Raw genomic sequence first — 19,076 nt, 5'->3', positions numbered from 1 at the left:
GATGCCAGTCTCTCGCCAAACCATCGCCGGTCCTCCGGCGGACAAGAAAACTGTCACCCATGCTATCGGTCCATTCTGTTACCTATCTATCCGGTTCGGACATCAGCCCTTTCTCCCCGTCACTATACGGGGAGAAACGCCCGGCAGGGCAATGAGGGGCAGCGCCTGCATCTGTAATTGGCCGATAAGAGCCTCAAACCGGCCGCTTCTTCGGTTTCTTGTTCTTCGGCGGTCCAGCCTTGTCGAATTTCGGTTTCCCGGCCCAAGGCTTTGCATCGCCGGGGGGCCGTTCCCGCTTCTCGATTTTCGGCTTGTGTGCGCTTTGCGGCGCCTCGAACGGGCGCTTGCCACGATGCGGCTTCTTGTCGGGCTTCGGCGCCTGGTAGCCGGCCCGCGACAGGTCGGGCGTGCCGTCCAGGCGCTTCACCGCAATGTTGCCCTGCAATTTCTTGTCGGGGCCGACGGCGGCGAGGAAGCGATCGGCCCAGTCGGCCGCGATCTGCACGTAGGTCTCATCCTGCTGCATCTTGATGGAGCCGATCTCGCGCTTGGAGATGTTGCCGGTGCGGCACAGCATCGGGATCAGCCAGCGCGGCTCGGCATTCTGCTTGCGCCCGATCGACAGCGAGAACCAGACGCTGTCGCCGAAATCGTCGCGGCGGCTGGGCGCTTCGTCGCGGCGTTCGAATTTTTCGCCCGCCGGTCTGTCTCGCGACGGCGTGAAGGCCGCGACCTCCGTCAGTTCCTCGGGCGCCGAGCGGCTGGCGCGGCATTGGCGCACGAAGGCGGCCGCAATCTGTTCGGCGCCATGCCTGGCCAGAAGCGCGTCGATGAAGCCGCGCTCGTCCTCGGCCACCGGCTCGTCGAAGGCTGGATCGGCAAGGATGCGCTCGTCGTCGCGCTTGATCACGTCGTCGGCCGAGGGCGGGCTCGCCCATGTCGCCTTCAGCCCTGCATTCTGCAGCAGGCGCTCGGTGCGCTTGCGGGCGCCGTTGGGCACGATCAGCGCGCTGACACCCTTGCGGCCGGCGCGGCCGGTACGGCCGCTGCGATGCAGCAGCGTTTCGGGATTGGTCGGCAGATCGGCATGGATGACCAGTTCGAGATTGGGCAGGTCGATGCCGCGCGCGGCGACATCCGTGGCGATGCAGACCTTGGCGCGTCCGTCGCGCATCGCCTGCAGCGCGTGGGTGCGTTCGTTCTGGCTGAGCTCGCCCGACAGTGCGACGACGGAAAAATTGCGGTTGTTGAAGCGTGCCGTCAGATGATTGACGGCGGCGCGGGTGTTGCAGAACACCAGCGCGTTCTTCGCCTCGTAAAAGCGCAGCACGTTGATGATGGCGTTCTCGCGGTCGGGATAGGCGACATTCAGCGCCCGGTATTCGATATCGAGATGCTGCTTTTCCTCGCCGCCGGCCGAGATGCGTAAGGCGTCGCGCTGATAGCCTTGCGCCAGCGTGGCGATCGAGCGCGGCACGGTGGCCGAAAACATCAGCGTGCGGCGCTGAGCCGGTGCGGCATCGAGGATGAATTCGAGGTCCTCGCGAAAGCCGAGGTCGAGCATCTCGTCGGCCTCGTCCAGCACCACGGCTTTCAGCGCCGACATGTCGAGGGAGTTGCGGGTGATGTGGTCGCGCAGGCGGCCGGGCGTGCCGACGACGATGTGGGCGCCGCGCTCCAGCACGCGCCGTTCGGAGCGCATGTCCATGCCGCCGACGCAGGACGCGACGGTGGCGCCGGTCGGCGCGTAGAGCCATTGCAATTCGCGCATCACCTGCAGAGCGAGCTCGCGCGTCGGCGCCACGGCCAGCGCCAGCGGTGCGCCAGCCTGGTCAAAACGTTCGGCACTTCCAAGAAGGGTCGGTGCCAAAGCGAGGCCGAAGGCGACGGTCTTGCCTGAGCCGGTCTGCGCCGACACCAGAGCGTCGGACTCGCCGAGCTCCAGCACGGCCTTCTGCACTGGCGTCAGCTCGGTATAGCCGCGTTTTTCCAGCGCTTCTGCCAGCGCAGGAACAATAGCTTCGAAATTGGACATCTCACTCTTTCGGAATTCAGGGTCTGGGCTCATCATGGAGCACATGCCGGGGCTGACGCACGCCAGCCAAACACTATTTGGGCGTTCGTACTTCTTGCGGCCGCTATTGTACAGGGCAGGCGTGTGCCTGGCCGCAATTGACTCCTGACGCAAACCGCGTAAAAGCCGGCATCGAACGGGATCATTTTCGATGCGCGGCCTTCTGATGGCTCTTCTTGCATTCGACTTCCCCGGCCACAATCATGGGGCCGGGCGCGTTGGCGCGTCTTACCGTTCCAGCAAAACTATGGCCAAAACCACCACCAAAACGGTGTGATTCCCTTGGCCTAACCACCCTCTCCCGGGTCCGGCCCGGGGGACAAAACCCGCATTGGCCGGCGGGTTTTCTCCAAAAACCAAGCGGAGAGGGACAGGAGATTTCTGATGAGTTTCAAAGTTGCGGTAGTCGGCGCCACGGGCAATGTGGGGCGCGAAATGCTCAACATACTGGAAGAGCGCGGCTTTCCGGTAAGCGAAGTCGTGGCGCTGGCCTCGCGGCGCAGCCAGGGCACCGAAGTGTCGTTCGGCGACCGTTCGCTGAAGGTCAAGACGCTCGACCAGTATGATTTTTCCGACACCGACATCTGCATCATGTCGGCCGGCGGCAACGTCTCCAAGGAGTGGTCGCCGAAGATCGGCAAGCAGGGCTGCGTCGTCATCGATAACTCGTCGGCCTTCCGCTACGACCAGGACGTGCCGCTGATCGTGCCGGAAGTGAACCCGGATGCGATCTCGCTGTTCACCCGCAAGAACATCATCGCCAATCCGAACTGCTCGACGGCGCAGCTGGTCGTGGCGCTGAAGCCGCTGCACGATGTCGCCACCATCAAGCGCGTCGTCGTCGCCACCTATCAATCGGTATCGGGCGCCGGCAAGGAAGGCATGGACGAACTCTTTACACAGACCCGCGCGGTGTTCGTCGCCGATGGCGTCGAGGTCAAGAAGTTCACCAAGCGCATCGCCTTCAACGTCATTCCGCACATCGACGTCTTCCTCGACGACGGCTCGACCAAGGAAGAGTGGAAGATGGTCGCCGAGACCAAGAAGATGCTCGACCCCAAGATCAAGCTGACGGCGACCTGTGTGCGCGTGCCGGTGTTCATCGGCCATTCCGAAGCCGTCAACATCGAGTTCGAAAAGCCGATCACCGCCGACGAGGCGCGCGATATCCTGCGCGAAGCGCCGGGCTGCCAGGTCTTGGACAAGCGCGAGGATGGCGGCTACATCACGCCGCTGGAATCGGCCGGCGAGGACGCCACCTTCATCTCGCGCATCCGCGAGGATTCGACCATCGACAACGGCCTGTCGATGTGGATCGTCTCCGACAATCTGCGCAAGGGCGCGGCGCTCAACGCGGTGCAGATCGCCGAGCTTCTGGTCGAGCGCGGCCTGATCCAGCCGAAGAAGAAGGCGGCCTGACGGCTGGTTTGTTTTCGCTCACGGGGTTCGGCCTTCGGCCGATTCCGTTTATCGCTCACGGGCCGTATCGCCGCTGCCGCGGCTGGCCCTCCGCGGGGCGCCGGAAAGCCGGCGGCCCGTAGTCGCGGGCTCGGCCTTCGGCCGAAGCCTTCCTTCTCCCCGTTCACGGGGAGAAGGTCCCGGCAGGGGGATGAGGGCAGCGCTGACCTCTGTTGAGAAACGCCTTTGAACGATCCCACCAAAATCGTGCTGCGCCCCGCCACGGCTTTGGATGCCGCGACCATCGCCATTGTCATGCGGGCCGCACTTGGCTCGTTCTCCTGGATGCCGGTCATCCACACGCCGGATGAGGATCTTGCCTTCATCCGCGAGATCGTGCTGTCCCGGCAGCAGGTGACGGTCGCCGAGGCCGGCACCGGCATTGTCGGCTTCATTGCCCTGAGCGGCGATTGGGTGGAACAGCTCTATCTCGACCCCGCCTGGACGGGGCAAGGCATCGGCAGCCGGCTGCTGGTGCAAGCGACCGCCGCGCTACGGATCGTTAAACTGCATTGCTTCCAGGCCAACACCGGCGCGCGTCGCTTCTACGAGCGCCATGGCTTTCGCCCCGAGGCGTTCGGCGCGGGCACCACCAACGAAGAAGGCCTGCCGGATATTCTCTACGTGCGTCGAGCTTGATATTCAGCCGGCGTTATCCTTGGCCAGTTGGCGCAATAACTCCATCGCTTCCTCGGCCCGCTCAGCGGGCACGAACAGATGGTCATGATAGAAAGCAGAGACCGGATTGACGCCCATGCCGGCGGCGGCAAGCCGGGCGGTGATGGCGGCGAGGAAGCCGACGGCTTCCAGCGAGGAGTGGACGTTCAGGGTGATCATGCGGCAGCGGAACGAAGCGGTCAGCCCGGCCGCCCGTGCCGCGTCCTCGGTCACGATCAGTGTCACACCCTCGCGCTCGCGAAAGACCATCACGGGATCGAGGCCTGCCTGCCGGCTGATTCCAGGTGTGAGCGTAGCGAACACGTAGACGTCCGGCAGCAGTTCCGGCGTCATCGCCGCCAGCAGCTTTTTCAGATCAGTCTCGCCGGCCATTCGCTCGTCTCTCGCCCAGCCCTATCAATAGCCGTGACTGGTGGATGTCGATAGTCCGTCAAGGTGGAGGGACAGCGCCCCCCTCTGCCCTGCCGGGCATCTCCCCCGCAACCAGGGAGATCGGCGGTTTCGATGCTCCGCTCATTCATGGAACATTGCCGAAGCGGTCGAGCGTGTAATCTCCCCCCTTGCGGGGGAGATGGCCGGCAGGCCAGAGGGGGGTGTGAAGGATCGCCACGCAGCGGCTTTTGCTTGCTGCTACCCAAAAAGAATCCGCACCCTGTAGGATCGCCGCCCCATCGCTCGTCCTTGGTCCGAAGCCAGCAAACGGCTCGAACCGCTTAGGAGGGAACACCCGTGAGTATTTCTCAAACCATGCCCGTCTCATCGGGCGCCCTGTGGACCGGCCGCGTGCTCAGCGGCCTCATCATCCTGTTTATGATCTTCGACGGCGTCATCAAGCTGCCGCCGCTCGATGTCGTCACCCAGACCATGGTGCCGCTCGGCTGGCCGGCCGATGTCAATGTCGCGCGCACGCTCGGCATTATCGGGCTGATCTCGACCGCGCTCTATGCGCTGCCCCGCACCTCGGTGCTCGGCGCCATCCTGCTCACCGGCTATCTCGGCGGCGCCATCGCCACAAATATGCGCGTCGGCAGCCCGTTGTTTTCGCACACGCTGTTTAGCGTCTATCTCGGCATCATCCTGTGGGGCGGTCTCTATCTGCGCGACCCAAGCGTGCGCGCCCTGATCCCGTTCAGCCGTTAAGCGAGGAGAAAAACATGCTCAGCACCATTCTCATCCTCCTGGTCGTCATCATCGCCGCCGTGCTCATCTATGCGGCGACGAGGTCGAATGATTTCGTCACCGCCCGCACCGCCAGCATCAAGGCCGCGCCGGAAGCGATCTTTCCGCTGATCAACAATTTCAAGCACTGGCCGGAATGGTCACCCTACGAAAAGCTCGACCCGCTGATGAAGCGCACGCTGTCGGGCGCTGATGCCGGCAAGGGCGCCGCCTACGCCTGGGAAGGCAATGCCAAGGCCGGCAAGGGACGCATGGAGATCGTCAATTCCGTGCCATCCTCGCTGGTGTCGCTGAAGCTCGACTTCGAGAAGCCGTTCCGGGCCAGCAACAGCGTCGACTTCACCCTGAAGCCCTCGGGCGACACCACCGCAGTCACCTGGGCAATGCGCGGCAGCCGGCCCTTCATTGCCAAGCTGATGGGCCTGTTCATGAGTTTCGATACGCTGATCGGCAAGGATTTCGAGGCTGGCCTCGCCAATCTGAAAAAGGCAGCCGAAAGGTAGAAAAGCCTGGATTTTCAACAAGCTCGGCGGCGGTCGGCACGAATGTGACCGGCGCGGACACCGCGATCTCTCACGTCATCGGGATCAAATCAGCCGTCTGGGAGTTAGAGCCGTGGCGGCGAGGACGGCGATCCGCGTGAGAGAGGAACGATAATGAAAAGAGCGATGATCATTCTGGTACTGGCGACCGCACTGGGTGCGTGCTCGCAAACCGAAAAGGGTGCCGCGGTCGGCGGCCTCGGCGGCGCGGCGGTTGGCGCAGCTGTGGCAAATGATCCGGTTCAGGGCGCCGTCGTCGGCGGCGCCGTCGGCGCCGTGGCCGGCGCGCTGATCGGCCGTGCCAGCGAAAGCGGTCAATGTCGCTACCGCGGCCGCAACGGGCGCACCTACATCGCCAGCTGCCCCGACGGTTATTGAACACAGCCAGGTCCAACATCGGAAACCGGCGGCTATAGATCGCCGGTTTCGCTGTTGCCCAAGGCAGCTGGACCATGGCTGCCTGCGCTACAGCAATCCCCGGATATGCTCCCAAGCCAGGCGGCCCAGGCGTGTGTCGGCGTCGTCATTGCCGCCATGGGCGTGCAGCCCCGAGCGCGGCGTGTTTTCGCCCGGCAGCAGAATGCGGTGGCCGGCGTCGGGCACTGAGACGAGGCAGGTGGTCGTTGCTGTGTCCTGGCGACGCCGAACGATCGACTGGGCAAAATCCAGCGATGGCCATAGCGCGTCGTCGCCGCCCGCAACCAGAACAATGTCGGCTGAAATAGCTTCGGCGGGAATGGCAGCCTTGGCCGCTGCGTCCTTGAAGGTTTGCAAGGCACGTAGGAAGAGCCCCCGGTAGGACACCAGACCATCGACATACTCAGCGTTCCAAGCGGGACTGCTTGGGACAAACGGCAAAGGAATCCCCTCGAGCGTCCACGACGATCGTTCCGGCCAGCTGACGCCGTCGCGGCCCGGCCCGATATTGCCCCAGACCACCGATGTCGGGCTGATCGCAACCACGAGGCCGATGCGTGGATCGTGAGCCGCCGCAAGCAGGGAGGCCTCGGCGCCTTTCGAGGTCCCGACATAGACGATGCGCCGGCATCCCATCTTGACAAGATAGTCGGTCGCCGCGAAAAACGTTTCGAGCGGGATCTCGCAAATGCCGGGCACCTGACCTTCGCCGCCAAACCATTGCAGCGCGAGAGCGGATGCTCGTTCCTTGGCAAAGAGCCGGGCGCGGGTGACGTCGATGCGGCCGCTCGATCCGCTGAGCACGACGACGCCTGTCGTGGCGCCGGCGCATCGCAACAGCGTTCCGGCTACGCCGCCGAAAAGGGTCTCTTCCGTGACGGTCCGCTCAGTCATCTTTCGTTCGAACGCATATGACATCGCCGCACATTAGCAAAACGGCGGGCACAGGCCCGCCGTTTTGTCGATGCGATGACGCGATGCTTATTCTGCGGTGGCGGCTTCCGCTTCGGCCGGGGCTGCAGCAGCGGCGGCAACGGCGGCGGCAGCGTCTTCCTGGGCCTTCTTCAGCAGAGAGGCGCGTTCCTGCGCCTTCTTGCCGGGCTCGGCCTTCTTCGGGTTGGAGCGGGCTTCGCGCTTGAGGAGGCCGGCCTCATCGAGGAAGCGCAGCACGCGGTCGGTCGGCTGGGCGCCGTGCGACAGCCAATGCTTGACGCGGTCGGCGTCGACCTTGACGCGCTCGCCGTCCTTGGGCAGCAGCGGGTTCCACGAGCCGATCGACTCGATGAACCGGCCGTCGCGCGGCGAACGGGCGTCGGCGATGACGACGTGGTAGTAAGGGCGCTTCTTCGAGCCCGCACGGGCCAGTCTGATCTTCAAGGGCATTTCATTTCTCCTAAAATTTCTGATCTCAGTGTTGGGTTAATGGCTTTGTCTGGTGCAGGTCGTTGTCCCAAAACCGCTGCGCACTTTTGGGCGACATGCACTTTGTTAGCCGGTTTTGCTTGCGCCGTTGGACGCGGCGATCTGCTCGTGATGGCGGATCACTTCGCGGACGACGAAGTTGAGGAATTTTTCCGCGAAATCGGGGTCGAGATGGGCGTCCTTCGCCAACTGGCGAAGGCGGGTGATCTGCTCCTGCTCGCGCGCCGGGTCGGCGGGCGGCAGGCCATGCTCGGCCTTGAGCACGCCGACCGCCTTGGTGCAGCGGAAGCGCTCGGCCAGCATATGAATGAGGGCGGCGTCGATGTTGTCGATCGAGGCGCGATAGCCGGCCAGGATGGTGCGTGCGTCGGCCATGTCTTTTTCTTCGTTCATAGCGTCCTCACTTCTTCTTTCCGAGGCCGGGCAGACCACCGCCGCCAAGGCCGGGAAGCTTCATGCCGCCGGGCAGACCGGGCAGGCCACCGCCGCTCGGGGTGGGCGGGCCCTTCATGCCGCCAAGGCCGGGCATCTGCTTCTGCAAGGCTTCGAGCTGCTTGGGATCCATCTTGGAGAGGTCGGGCATGCCGCCGCCCATCATGCCCCCAGGGCCGCCCATGCCGCCAGGCATCATGCCGCCGAGGCCCATCTTGGAGGCAAGGCCGCCCATCATGCCGCGCATCAAGCCGCCGCCTTTGCCCTTGCCGCCCATCGCCTTCATCATGTCGGCCATGCCGCGATGCATTTTCAAGAGCTTGTTGATCTCGGCCGCATCCGTGCCTGAGCCGGCGGCGATGCGCTTCTTGCGCGAATGTTTCAGCATGTCCGGATTGGCGCGTTCGGCCTTGGTCATCGACGAGATGATGGCTAGCTGGCGGCCAAACATCTTGTCGTCGAGGCCGGCGGCGGCCATCTGGTCCTTCATTTTGCCCATGCCGGGCATCATGCCCATGATGCCGCCCATGCCGCCCATTTTCGACATCTGCTGAAGCTGGCCGGCAAGGTCGTTCAGGTCGAACTTGCCCGACTGCATCTTTTTGGCCATCGCCGCCGCCTGCTCGGCGTCGATGTTTTCGGCGGCCTTTTCGACCAGCGAGACGATGTCGCCCATGCCGAGGATGCGGTCTGCAATACGCTTGGGGTGGAATTCCTCCAGCCCGTCCATCTTTTCGCCGGTGCCGATCAGCTTGATCGGCTTGCCGGTGACGGCGCGCATCGAAAGCGCGGCACCGCCACGGCCATCGCCGTCCATGCGGGTCAGCACCAGGCCGGTGATGCCGACGCGCTCGTCGAAGCTTTTGGCAAGGTTGACGGCGTCCTGGCCGGTCAGCGAATCCGCGACCAGCAGGATTTCGTGCGGGCTCGACATTTTCTTGATGTCGGCCATCTCCACCATCAGCGGCTCATCGATATGGGTGCGGCCGGCGGTGTCGAGGATGACGACGTCATGACCGCCGAGCTTGGCTGCCTGGACGGCGCGCCTGGCGATGTCGACCGGGTTCTGGCCCGCAATGACAGGCAGGGTCGCGACTTTGACCTGCTCGCCGAGCTGGCGCAGCTGCTCTTGCGCCGCGGGCCGCCGCGTGTCGAGCGAGGCCATCAGAACCTTCTTGTTCTGGCGCTCGGTCAGGCGCTTGGCGATCTTGGCGGAGGTCGTCGTCTTGCCGGAGCCCTGCAGGCCGACCATCATGATGACGACCGGCGCCGGCGCATTAAGGTCGATGGCGACGCCCTCGGCGCCGAGCATGTCGACCAACTCGTCATGGACGATCTTGACGACCATCTGTCCGGGCTTGATCGACTTGACGACAGCCGCGCCGACGGCCTTCTCGCGCACCTTGTCGGTGAAGGAACGCACCACTTCCAGCGCAACGTCGGCTTCGAGCAGCGCACGGCGCACCTCGCGCAACGCCGCCGAGACATCAGCCTCCGACAGCGCGCCGCGGCCGGTCAGGCCGTTCAGGATGGAGCCAAGGCGCTCCTGAAGTGATTCAAACATTGGTCAACCCGCCGCGCGAGAGCGCCTTGGATTCATGGTGATCCCTGTCGGGCCGATGGCCCTCCACGCCTCTTGTGCGCTCCTGCAGCGATTCAAACATTCCGTTTCCTTTTTCTCAGGCACCCCGATGGTGCCCGAGAGGTAGTGCGTTCGCGCCGCTCATCCAAGCAAAGCTCAAAACCAAAAAGCACCCGGGGGCGCTCAGCGCTGCCGGGTGTTGGCCTCCAGGATCTGTTTACAGCACCCACCTCAAAAGGTTTTGGCGTCCTGGTCGGCTTGCTCGGAGGGATACTCGTCGCGGATTTCGGGGCTGTAGACAGGAAATCGGCCGAAGAGTCAAGACAAGGGCAGCTTCCCGGTCTCTGGATCGGTCCCTGTTTAGTTCACCCTGCATCCCGAGGGTCGGCCGTAACCTTCAGCGGCGAGCGCGGGTGCAGAAGCAGCAGGATCGTCAGCAAGGTGCAGACGATACCGATGGCGGCGATGATGACGGCATCCGTCGTCGTCCAGTCCGGACCTTCCAGCGGCTTGGCGTTGAACAGGGCGAAGGAATTGTAGTTCTCCTGATGCGAGATCAGCAGGAAGCCGGTGAGATTGTTGCCGAGATGGGCGCCGAAGGCGGCGCCGAGATTGCCGGTGACATAAACCACCAGCGTCAACAGCAAGGCGAAGGCGGCGATCGAGGCCAGCACGCAGGCGTTGATGGCGGCGGTCGAGCCCGGGCTCCAATGCAAGGAGGTGAACAGCAAAGCGGGCAATAGCGCCCACACGTAAGGGCTCTCGAAGCGCCTGGCCAGGCCGCGCAGCAGATAGCCGCGAAACAGCATCTCCTCGGACGAGGTCTGCAGCAGGGTCAGCGCCACGATCGGGAGCAGGAACAGCAGCCAGGTCGACAGGTTGATCGTGCCGCGGGCGATTTCGGGCTGTAGCCAGTAGAGCAGGATTTCGGAAAGCGCCGATGTGATCAGCACCGCGACCAGGCCCTTGAGGAAGCCCGACAAGGACACGCGGCGACTGGCGCCGAAAAGCGCCGAGAGCGGCTCGCCATGGACGAAACGCATGGCAAGCCAGAGGCCGAGCCAGATGCCGGTAAACGAGGTGAGTGCGGTGAGTATGCCGATGGGCGAGGCCAGAAAGCCCTGAAGCGGCCCGCGCGGATCGTCCGGCAATACATGCCAGACGATCGCGACATAGGTGCCGCCAAGCACCACAACCAGGGTGATCGCCACCCAGAACAGGACGACGACTGCCGTTCCAATTATCAGCCGCGGCAGGTTCGTCTTTTCGGTGGCCGTGTTGCTATAGCGCTCGAAGGCGGCTGGATCTGATATCACGCGAGTTCCTCTGCCGAACGCATCGGGTCGCATGATCTAGGGGATCGTCGGCTCTCGCGCAATTGCTGCTGTTCAGCGACCCTTTTGCCGCCCTCAGCCTCGGCAGGAGGGCGGCACGAGTTCACTTGTCATTCTTTCCAGGCAAAATCAGCGCACGACGTACATGATGCGCCGTGTCTGCGGGTCGACCAGCGCCTGCTGGCCATTCACATAGACGTAGCGGTAGCGGTAGTCGGGGATTTCGCGCAGTTCGACCGTGTCGGGCAAGGTGGCACCGGTCACCACCTCGCCCTCGAGATAGACAGGATCGAGCCGGTGCGTGCTGACATAGGTGCCGACTTCCGCCGGTGGCCTGTCGATGGCGTCGACGGGGCCGTCGTCGGACAGAATCGCACCGGTATAGGTATCGGGATAATCATCCTGCGGCGGTGTAACCACGGTGATAGCGGCGTCGGCGGGGCGGCGTGTCAGAACGACCCGGTTGCCGCCGAAATCGGCCGTGACATAGTCGGAATAGACCCAGCCCTGGCCTCCGGCTTCGGCAATGGTGCACCATTTGCTGTTTTCGATGCAGCCATTGAGCGTCGCCGACTGGCCGGCGGCGAGCACGCCGATCACAGGATATTGCGGGCCGGGGCCGGCGCGCACATTAAGATCGGTGACGGCCGAGACGGCGGTATCGGCGAGTGCCACACCCGACATCGCGACAAGCGCCCCGGCGACGGCCGGAAACAATATGCGTCTCATGGTTTCTCTCCCTTTCATGGTCCCTCGCGACACCAAACGAAACCAGAACGCATGCGTTCCGGCTAAAATACCGACGCCAGCTCACGATTTGTTCCGGTTTCTTTCGGCAAACCGGTCAAAAGCTCATGCACGAAGCTGAGTTTCTGCGCCGTCACGTCCGAAATGACGAAGGGATAAAGGTCGGGCAGGCCCATGCAGCGGTTGATCGAGTTGGAGGCTTCCGAGAGTACCAGCCAGCGGGCGAGAATCTTTTCGAACGGCTCGGGCACGGCGTCAGGTTCCGCGGGCGCCGCCTGCAACCGGCCGCCGGTGTCGCCTTGCGGCAGCACATTGGTCTCCATCGTCTCAAGCTGGCCGAGTGGAAAATTCAGCGCGTGCACCATCTCCAGCGTGTCGGTGATGTGGAGATGGTGCGCCCAGGTCTCGGCCCAGTCTTCCCATGGATGCGACGTCGCATAGGCGGAGATATGGTTCTGCTGCCAGTCGGGCGCAGCGCCATTGGCGTAATAGGCCTTCAGCGCCTGCTCGTAGTCGGGGCGTTCGTCGCCGAACAGCGCCCGGAAGGCATCGAGCCGTTGCGGCTCGTCGCGGATCAGCCGGTCCCAGTAGTAATGGCCAAGCTCATGACGGAAATGACCGAGCAGCGTGCGGTAATTTTCGCCCATCTCGACGCGACGCCGCTCGCGCTCGGCCGAGTCCGCCTCGGCGACGTTGAGCGTGATCAGGCCGTTGTCGTGGCCGGTAAGGATGCGTTCGCCGCCGGGACCGCCGCCGATCGGATCGGCAATGAAGTCGAAGGCGAGGCCGATTTCGTCGCCGTGCTTGTGCTTGGGCGCGACCGGAAGGCCGAAGGCGAGCAGCGAATAGACGGCGCGCTTCTTGGCCGCCTCGACGCGAATCCAGCGGCGGCGGTTGCCGTCGACGGAGAGGTCGGGGATCAGCTGGTTCAGCACGCAGGCGCGGCAGTAGGTATGGCCCGGTTCGGCCATCCAGTTGCAGGCGCATTCATCCGCATTGGTGCAGTGGAAGATGCCGTCGACGTCAGACAAGGCAAAGCGCGCATGCTCGGGATCGTAAAGCACGAGACTCCCGCAATTCAGGCACTGCGCATTCTCGAAGTAGAGGCGGTGGCCGCAATGCGGGCAGTCGAACAGTTTCATGTCGATCTCGATGCGTCAGGCGTTGGCGTATGGCGTCAGAGGAGGAATATGGTGCGGAGCGGCGCCTCGCCCAAACGCCCGCCACGGGCCGCCGTTCCATGCCCCCGTCACCTCTTTTTACCCGAGCAGCGAATTCGCCTGCCCGGCGCCCGGGCGTTTCGGCCACAATAAGCACTTGATCGTAAGCAAATTCCGCTGCATTGGCCAGGGTAGCGCCGGGGGTACGGTGACAATGGCGCGTTTCGCTGGCAAGTTCGCAACCGGGACGTGATTCAGGCAATCAGGAGAAAAAGCATGGCATTGCTTGCCAAGGGAAAGATTATTGCTGCCGCGGTGGTCGCGGTACTTGCGCTGGCGACGGGCGCGCAGGCGGCGGCCAGCTGCGGCAAGACCGGCGCGGGCTTCGAAGCGTGGAAGCAGGACTTTGCCGCGCAGGCCAGGTCCGAAGGTGTCGGCGGGAAGGGTCTGGCTGCTCTGGCCGGTGCCAGCTACGCGACAAAGACAATCTCCGTCGACCGCGCCATCCACAAGGCGTTCAGCGGTTCGGTGGACGCCTTCATGAAGCGCCGTGGCGGAGCTGCGATCATTTCCAGGGGCCGTGCGCTGAAGAAGTCGAATGCGGCGATGTTCGACAGGATCGAGAGCAATTACGGCGTGTCGCCGGGCGTGTTGCTGGCCATCTGGGGCATGGAAACCGGCTTCGGAGCCTCCCTGGGCAACCAGAACACGGTCTCCGCCATTCTGACGCTTGCCTATGATTGCCGTCGCCCGGGGTTCTTTTACCCGCATGCCATTGCGGCGCTGAAGCTGGTCGATCGCGGCGCGCTGAGCGCCTCGTCGGTTGGGGCTGCGCATGGCGAGATCGGCCATACGCAGTTCCTGCCCGGCAATGTCCTGAAGTATGGCGTCGGCAACGGAAATCTGCGCGACAAGGCGACGGCCTTGGCTTCGACGGCCAACTTCCTCAAGGCTCATGGCTGGCGGGCGGGTGCGAGCGCGAGTGCGAATATGGGGGCCATCGCCGGCTGGAATTCCGCCAGCGTCTACCAGCAGGCCATCGCCCAGATCGCCGACGCGATCGACGGCGGCTGACAGAAATATCCAGATCGAAGAACGGAAAGCCCGGCCATGCGCCGGGCTTTTCTGCAAGGACTGGAGCGTTTGGCGGTCAAACCGTTCAGCAGCCAAGCGGCTACCCGCCTTTTATGACCTTCCAGATGTCCGTGGACTGGTCGAACTGGAGGCGGTTTATGTCGGAGAAGGTCAGCCGGCCGGTCTTCATGGCATCGACAAGGCGGCGGCACAGCAGTGGCGGCATGCGCTCCAGGGAAACGTCCATAAAAGCGGCGATCTCGTGTTTGGCCGATATATTCGATATGGCCACCTTGCTGACGCAGCGATCGAATGCCGCCTCGGGATCCTGACTCACTTGCTCCTGCCCAGTCTGGCAACCGGCCAGCATGACGACCATTGCAGGCAGGGCCACAAACCACGGCTTCATTGTCAGCTGCCCCCATCGATTGTGAGGAGGCTAGATAAGGGCCCGAAAAGATCAAGCAGGAAAAGCACTGAGTTCTTTGCCGCCGCTCTATTTCTTTGTTTTTACGCAGTTACGGACAAAGTCGGGCATGCTCTTTCTCGAATTGCTCGATCGTTGGCGCAAATGCCGGCTGAGCGCCTGGGCTCTCAATAATGTGCGTAGCCGCTCAACGGGCACTTCTGGGAAATAGGAACCTCGAAGGCGCCTTCAGTACCTTTGCAGCTCCGGAATTTGGAGTTGCGCAGCACCGGCGCGGCCCTGGCAGCCGCCTTTGACTTGCCCTTGATGACCAGCCATATCTCGGTCGGCAGGTCTAGCTGCACTCTGTTCAAATCGGAGTAGCTGATCCGCCCGCTGCGTACTCCTTCGGTGATGCGCTGGCAGAACAGGGCCGGCATGCGCTCCTGCGAGACGCCCATGAAAGAGGCGATTTCGTGCTTGAACGTGATGCTCCATAGATGGACGGCGGAGATGCACCCGTCCTGCTCGCGTTTTGCGGCCGCCTGCGAGGACTGGCATCCGGTAAAGACGATGGCCGCCGCAAGCATGAGAAAAATGGCGTTTTTCACGATCAGAATCCCTCCGTCCCGAGAAGGAATTTAGATGAGGCTTTTAAAAGGTCAAACGGAAACCATGTCAGCCAGCTTGGTCTCTTATATTAGAGGTACCAAATAAAAACCCTGCGTGACCGCCGGGTTTTCCTGGAATACTAGTTTGGTTCACCCTTGCGGCTCCTTGCCGCCAGCGTCCTCAGCCGCAGCGCATTGAGGCGGATGAAGCCGGCGGCGTCCTTCTGGTCGTAGGCGCCGCGGTCATCCTCGAAGGTGACCAGCGCGTCGGAATAGAGCGTCTTCTTGGATTTGCGGCCGGTGACCATGACATTGCCCTTGTAGAGTTTCAGGCGCACCGTGCCTTCGACGTCTTCCTGGCTCTTGTCGATCATCGCCTGGAGCATCAGCCGCTCGGGCGAGAACCAGAAGCCGTTGTAGATCAGCTCGGCGTAGCGCGGCATGAACTCGTCCTTGAGGTGGCCGGCGCCGCGGTCGAGCGTGATCGATTCGATGGCGCGGTGGGCGACGATCAGGATGGTGCCGCCGGGGGTCTCGTAGACGCCGCGCGATTTCATGCCGACGAAGCGGTTCTCGACCAGATCGAGCCGGCCGATGCCATTGTCGCGGCCAAGATCGTTAAGCGCCGTCAGCATGGCGGCCGGCGACAGTTTCTTGCCGTTCAGCGCGATCGGGTCGCCCTTCAAGAATTCGATCTCGATCTCGGTGACCTTGTCCGGCGCGTCCATCGGCGAGACGGTGCGCTGATGGACGAATTCCGGCGGCTCGCTCCACGGGTCTTCCAGAACCTTGCCCTCGGAGGACGAGTGCAGGAGGTTGGCGTCGACCGAGAAGGGTGCCTCGCCTCTTTTGTCCTTCGCCACCGGGATCTGGTGCTGCTCGGCGAAGTTGATCAGGTCGGTGCGCGACTTGAACGACCAGTCCCGCCACGGCGCGATGACCTTGATGTCGGGGTTCAGCGCATAGGCGGAAAGCTCGAAACGGACCTGGTCGTTGCCCTTGCCGGTGGCGCCATGCGCAATAGCATCGGCACCGACCTCCTGGGCGATCTCGACCAGGTGTTTGGAGATCAGCGGCCGGGCGATCGAGGTGCCGAGCAGGTAGGTGCCTTCATAGACGGCATTGGCGCGAAACATCGGGAAGACGAAGTCGGCGACGAATTCCTCGCGGACATCGACGACGCGGATATCCTTGATGCCCATCATCTCGGCCTTCTTGCGCGCCGGCTCCAACTCGCCACCCTGGCCGAGATCGGCGGTGAAGGTGACGACTTCGGCGCCGAGCTCGGTCTGCAGCCATTTCAGGATGATGGAGGTGTCGAGACCGCCGGAATAGGCGAGCACGACCTTCTTGACGTCTTTTGTCTTGGGCATTGCTGGGGACATTTTGGCGGTTCCGCGATGAGTTTCGCGGGCGAGGTATCACGGCATTTCCGGCCAGCGCAAGGGATGAACGGGCTCCGGCCGCCGCAGCCGCTGGACCAGATGCCACGCCAGTCAGTTGCTGGCGTGAGCCGGGAGGCTGCGTTATAGACCGACGATCATTCGCCAGGGCCCACCGATGTCCTTCATTCCCGACACCACCACGCTGATCCAGTTCGCCATCGCCACCATGATCCTGGCGATCACGCCGGGGCCGGATATGACGCTGTTCGTCTCGCGCACACTGAGCCAGGGCCGCGCCGCCGGCTTTGCCTCGCTGGCGGGTGCTCTGTTCGGAACGCTGATCCACACAACTTTGGTGGCGGTCGGCATCTCGGCGCTGATCGTCGCCTCGCCAATGGCCTTCCTGGTGCTGAAAGTCTTCGGCGCCGCCTATCTGGTGTTCCTGGCCTGGCAGGCAATCACCAAGGGCTCGGCGTTTTCACCGCAGAAGAAGAACGGGCCGCAAATTTCGCTGTTCCGCAGCTGGGCCGCCGGGCTTGGCGTCAATCTGCTCAACCCGAAGATCATCCTGTTCTTCATGACGTTTCTGCCGCAGTTCGTCTCCGCTCACGATCCGAACGCGCCGGGAAAACTGTTCTTCCTCGGCCTCATGTTCATCGTGCTGTCGGTCCCGGTGACAGCGCCGATGGTCTTTGCCGCGGAAAGGTTTTCGGCGGCGATGAAGGCCAGCCCGCGGGTGACGCGGGTGGTAGACTATCTCTTTGCCGGTGTGTTTTCGGCCTTCGCGCTCAAGATCCTGACAGCTCAGGCGAAGTAGCGGCCTGCCACCAGCTTCCGGCCCAGCGGCCGGCGCTTAGCCAGTAGAAGATGCCGCCGACCATGCCGCAGCCGATCACCGCGGCGATGGCGCGCGGTTCGGTGACGTCGAAATCCACGTTCTGGTGGACGAAGCCGAGGAAGGCCGCGGCCACCAAGCCGCCCGCGAGTGCATAGAACAGCCAGTCGCGGCGGCTGAGGACCTCGGAGATCAGGATTGCGACCACCGCCGGTATGAAAGCGAAATAGGCGACAAACAGCGCCACGAACGGGATCGAAAAATAGAGCGCCGTGGCCATCATCGGGTGCGCATCGTCCGGCATATAACCGACGGAAGCCAGGAACAGCACGTTGAGAAAGGCGCTCGCCGCCAATGAGGCGACGACATAGCCGAACAGGATGACAGCGAAACGGACGATATAGGCGAAGAGGCGGCTCACGCCTCGCCGTGCCCCGCAATCATCATGGTCTCAAGCGCCAAGCGGTCGACCTTGCGCATGCGCTCGGAGTCGGATTTGAGCTGGCCGCAGGCGGCCAGGATGTCGCGGCCGCGCGGCGTGCGGATCGGCGAGGCATAGCCGGCATTGTTGATGTAGTCGGCGAATTTCTCGATCGTTTCCCAGTCCGAGCACTGGTAGTTGGTGCCCGGCCACGGGTTGAACGGGATCAGATTGATCTTGGCCGGAATGCCCTTCAGCAGCTTGATCAGCCCCTTGGCGTCCTCGATGGAATCGTTGACGTCCTTCAGCATCACATATTCGAAGGTGATGCGCTTGGCGTTGGACAGGCCGGGATAGGCTCGGCAGGCCTCGATCAGTTCCTTCAGCGGATACTTCTTGTTGATCGGCACAAGCAGGTCGCGCAGATCGTCATTGGTGGCGTGCAGCGAGATCGCCAGCATGACCCCGATCTCCTCGCCGGTGCGGAAGATCTCGGGGACCACGCCGGAGGTCGAGAGCGTAATGCGGCGCTTCGACAGCGACAGTCCGTCGCCGTCGGAGGCAATCAGCAGCGCCTTCTTCACCGCCTCGAAATTGTAGAGCGGCTCGCCCATGCCCATCATGACGACGTTGGAGACTTTTCTGCCCTCGGCAGGGACGATGGCGCCGTCGGGTGTGTCGCGGTCGGGGAAATCGCCGAGCCGGTCGCGGGCGGTGAGCAATTGCGCCAGGATCTCTTCCGCCGTCAAATTGCGCACCAGCTTCTGCGTGCCGGTGTGGCAGAACGAGCAGGTCAGCGTGCAGCCGACCTGCGATGAGATGCATAGCGTGCCGCGGCCTTCCTCGGGGATGTAGACGGTCTCGATCTCGACGGGACGGCCGGCGCCGCGCGGCGGAAAGCGGAACAGCCACTTGCGCGTGCCGTCGGAGGAAATCTGCTCCTCGACGATTTCGGGCCGGGCGACGGTGAAATGCTTGTCGAGTTCGGCGCGCAGATCCTTGGAGATGTTGAACATGCCGGCAAAATCGGAGACGCCGCGCACATACATCCAGTGCCAGAGCTGCTGGGCGCGCATTTTCGCCTGGCGCCCGGGCACGATGCCGGCACTGACGAGGGCTTCGCCGAGCTCGGCCCGGGTCAGGCCGATCAGCGACGGCTTCTCGGGCGTGGCGCGAGCGCGCAACGCATCGCGCGCGCCCTCAGTGGTGAGATCGAAGGAAAGGGTCATATCAGCGCCAATATAAGCGAATTGCGGCCGATTTCATCCATCGTGCCGAAAAGAAGCGCGGCGCATAGCACAGGTTGCGGCGAGAGTCAT

General features: G+C 63.2%; 21 protein-coding genes. 7 read left to right on the top strand and 14 right to left on the bottom strand.

What is annotated here, in order from left to right; translation table 11 throughout:
- Window positions 1-193: 193 nt before the first annotated feature.
- Window positions 194-2,035, bottom strand: coding sequence for a DEAD/DEAH box helicase (locus NKJ57_RS23810; protein WP_352512833.1), 1,842 nt, complete (start codon window positions 2,033-2,035; stop codon window positions 194-196).
- Window positions 2,036-2,458: 423 nt separating this feature from the next.
- On the opposite strand from NKJ57_RS23810, the gene NKJ57_RS23805 reads away from it, so the two are divergent.
- Together NKJ57_RS23805 and NKJ57_RS23800 are read left to right on the top strand one after the other, a co-directional pair.
- The gene (locus tag NKJ57_RS23805; RefSeq protein ID WP_023671698.1) at window positions 2,459-3,493 is read left to right on the top strand and encodes an aspartate-semialdehyde dehydrogenase; all 1,035 of its coding nucleotides are present in this window, start codon (window positions 2,459-2,461) and stop codon (window positions 3,491-3,493) included.
- A gap of 225 nt (window positions 3,494-3,718) precedes the next feature.
- Entirely contained in the window at window positions 3,719-4,171 is a 453-nt protein-coding gene (locus tag NKJ57_RS23800) for a GNAT family N-acetyltransferase (protein WP_023671699.1), read from the top strand.
- A gap of 3 nt (window positions 4,172-4,174) precedes the next feature.
- Here the strand turns inward: NKJ57_RS23800 and NKJ57_RS23795 are convergent, their stop codons facing one another.
- Entirely contained in the window at window positions 4,175-4,582 is a 408-nt protein-coding gene (locus NKJ57_RS23795) for an ACT domain-containing protein (protein ID WP_023671700.1), read from the bottom strand.
- A 357-nt stretch (window positions 4,583-4,939) separates the two neighbouring features.
- Here NKJ57_RS23795 and NKJ57_RS23790 point away from each other — a divergent pair, with 357 nt between their 5' ends.
- The 3 genes from NKJ57_RS23790 (at window position 4,940) to NKJ57_RS23780 (ending at window position 6,309) form a co-directional block, all read left to right on the top strand.
- A complete protein-coding gene (locus NKJ57_RS23790) occupies window positions 4,940-5,350 on the top strand; it encodes a DoxX family protein (protein WP_023687655.1) in 411 nt (136 codons plus the stop codon).
- 14 nt (window positions 5,351-5,364) lie between these two features.
- The gene (locus NKJ57_RS23785; protein ID WP_023831887.1) at window positions 5,365-5,892 is read left to right on the top strand and encodes an SRPBCC family protein; all 528 of its coding nucleotides are present in this window, start codon (window positions 5,365-5,367) and stop codon (window positions 5,890-5,892) included.
- Window positions 5,893-6,045: 153 nt separating this feature from the next.
- On the top strand, window positions 6,046-6,309 hold the full coding sequence (locus NKJ57_RS23780; protein ID WP_023687657.1) for a YMGG-like glycine zipper-containing protein: 264 nt from the start codon (window positions 6,046-6,048) through the stop codon (window positions 6,307-6,309).
- Window positions 6,310-6,396: 87 nt separating this feature from the next.
- Here the strand turns inward: NKJ57_RS23780 and NKJ57_RS23775 are convergent, their stop codons facing one another.
- The 7 genes from NKJ57_RS23775 to NKJ57_RS23745 form a co-directional block, all read right to left on the bottom strand.
- Window positions 6,397-7,242: an acyl-CoA thioester hydrolase/BAAT C-terminal domain-containing protein gene (locus tag NKJ57_RS23775; RefSeq protein ID WP_352512831.1), complete on the bottom strand. Its 846-nt coding sequence runs from the start codon at window positions 7,240-7,242 to the stop codon at window positions 6,397-6,399.
- 87 nt (window positions 7,243-7,329) lie between these two features.
- The gene (gene rpsP / locus NKJ57_RS23770) at window positions 7,330-7,731 is read right to left on the bottom strand and encodes a 30S ribosomal protein S16 (RefSeq protein ID WP_023671705.1); all 402 of its coding nucleotides are present in this window, start codon (window positions 7,729-7,731) and stop codon (window positions 7,330-7,332) included.
- Between the two features lie 105 nt (window positions 7,732-7,836).
- Window positions 7,837-8,163: a chorismate mutase gene (locus NKJ57_RS23765; RefSeq protein WP_023671706.1), complete on the bottom strand. Its 327-nt coding sequence runs from the start codon at window positions 8,161-8,163 to the stop codon at window positions 7,837-7,839.
- A 7-nt stretch (window positions 8,164-8,170) separates the two neighbouring features.
- Entirely contained in the window at window positions 8,171-9,766 is a 1,596-nt protein-coding gene (gene ffh, locus NKJ57_RS23760; RefSeq protein ID WP_023702591.1) for a signal recognition particle protein, read from the bottom strand.
- A gap of 383 nt (window positions 9,767-10,149) precedes the next feature.
- Window positions 10,150-11,100, bottom strand: coding sequence for a CPBP family intramembrane glutamic endopeptidase (locus NKJ57_RS23755; RefSeq protein ID WP_023745438.1), 951 nt, complete (start codon window positions 11,098-11,100; stop codon window positions 10,150-10,152).
- 147 nt (window positions 11,101-11,247) lie between these two features.
- Window positions 11,248-11,847, bottom strand: coding sequence for a DUF1236 domain-containing protein (locus NKJ57_RS23750; RefSeq protein ID WP_023742092.1), 600 nt, complete (start codon window positions 11,845-11,847; stop codon window positions 11,248-11,250).
- A 62-nt stretch (window positions 11,848-11,909) separates the two neighbouring features.
- Window positions 11,910-13,007, bottom strand: coding sequence for a zinc-binding metallopeptidase family protein (locus NKJ57_RS23745; RefSeq protein WP_023730269.1), 1,098 nt, complete (start codon window positions 13,005-13,007; stop codon window positions 11,910-11,912).
- 294 nt (window positions 13,008-13,301) lie between these two features.
- Between NKJ57_RS23745 and NKJ57_RS23740 the strand changes: the two genes are divergently transcribed.
- Window positions 13,302-14,099, top strand: a complete 798-nt coding sequence (locus NKJ57_RS23740; RefSeq protein WP_023671711.1) for a lytic murein transglycosylase — start codon at window positions 13,302-13,304, stop codon at window positions 14,097-14,099.
- A 100-nt stretch (window positions 14,100-14,199) separates the two neighbouring features.
- On the opposite strand, the gene NKJ57_RS23735 is transcribed toward NKJ57_RS23740, so the two are convergent.
- The 3 genes from NKJ57_RS23735 to NKJ57_RS23725 form a co-directional block, all read right to left on the bottom strand.
- Entirely contained in the window at window positions 14,200-14,508 is a 309-nt protein-coding gene (locus NKJ57_RS23735) for a hypothetical protein (RefSeq protein WP_023726018.1), read from the bottom strand.
- Between the two features lie 185 nt (window positions 14,509-14,693).
- Complete coding sequence (locus tag NKJ57_RS23730; RefSeq protein ID WP_023710248.1) at window positions 14,694-15,116, bottom strand: hypothetical protein; 423 nt, start codon at window positions 15,114-15,116, stop codon at window positions 14,694-14,696.
- Window positions 15,117-15,256: 140 nt separating this feature from the next.
- The gene (locus NKJ57_RS23725; protein WP_023694541.1) at window positions 15,257-16,489 is read right to left on the bottom strand and encodes an argininosuccinate synthase; all 1,233 of its coding nucleotides are present in this window, start codon (window positions 16,487-16,489) and stop codon (window positions 15,257-15,259) included.
- 187 nt (window positions 16,490-16,676) lie between these two features.
- Here NKJ57_RS23725 and NKJ57_RS23720 point away from each other — a divergent pair, with 187 nt between their 5' ends.
- A complete protein-coding gene (locus NKJ57_RS23720; RefSeq protein ID WP_352512828.1) occupies window positions 16,677-17,318 on the top strand; it encodes a LysE family translocator in 642 nt (213 codons plus the stop codon).
- On the opposite strand, the gene NKJ57_RS23715 is transcribed toward NKJ57_RS23720, so the two are convergent.
- A complete protein-coding gene (locus NKJ57_RS23715; RefSeq protein ID WP_352512826.1) occupies window positions 17,290-17,757 on the bottom strand; it encodes a hypothetical protein in 468 nt (155 codons plus the stop codon). The two genes, NKJ57_RS23720 and NKJ57_RS23715, sit on opposite strands and share 29 nt — an antisense overlap.
- Window positions 17,754-18,986 (bottom strand): dual-specificity RNA methyltransferase RlmN, encoded by a 1,233-nt coding sequence (rlmN, locus tag NKJ57_RS23710; protein WP_352512825.1) that lies wholly within the window; start codon window positions 18,984-18,986, stop codon window positions 17,754-17,756. The genes NKJ57_RS23715 and rlmN overlap by 4 nt, the downstream gene beginning before the upstream one ends.
- Window positions 18,987-19,076 lie beyond the last annotated feature (90 nt).

It is taken from the genome of Mesorhizobium sp. M0077, from assembly GCF_040322955.1.
Taxonomy (GTDB): domain Bacteria; phylum Pseudomonadota; class Alphaproteobacteria; order Rhizobiales; family Rhizobiaceae; genus Mesorhizobium.
The sequence above is the reverse complement of the archived record's forward strand: the minus strand, read 5'-3'. Positions and strand labels throughout refer to the sequence as shown.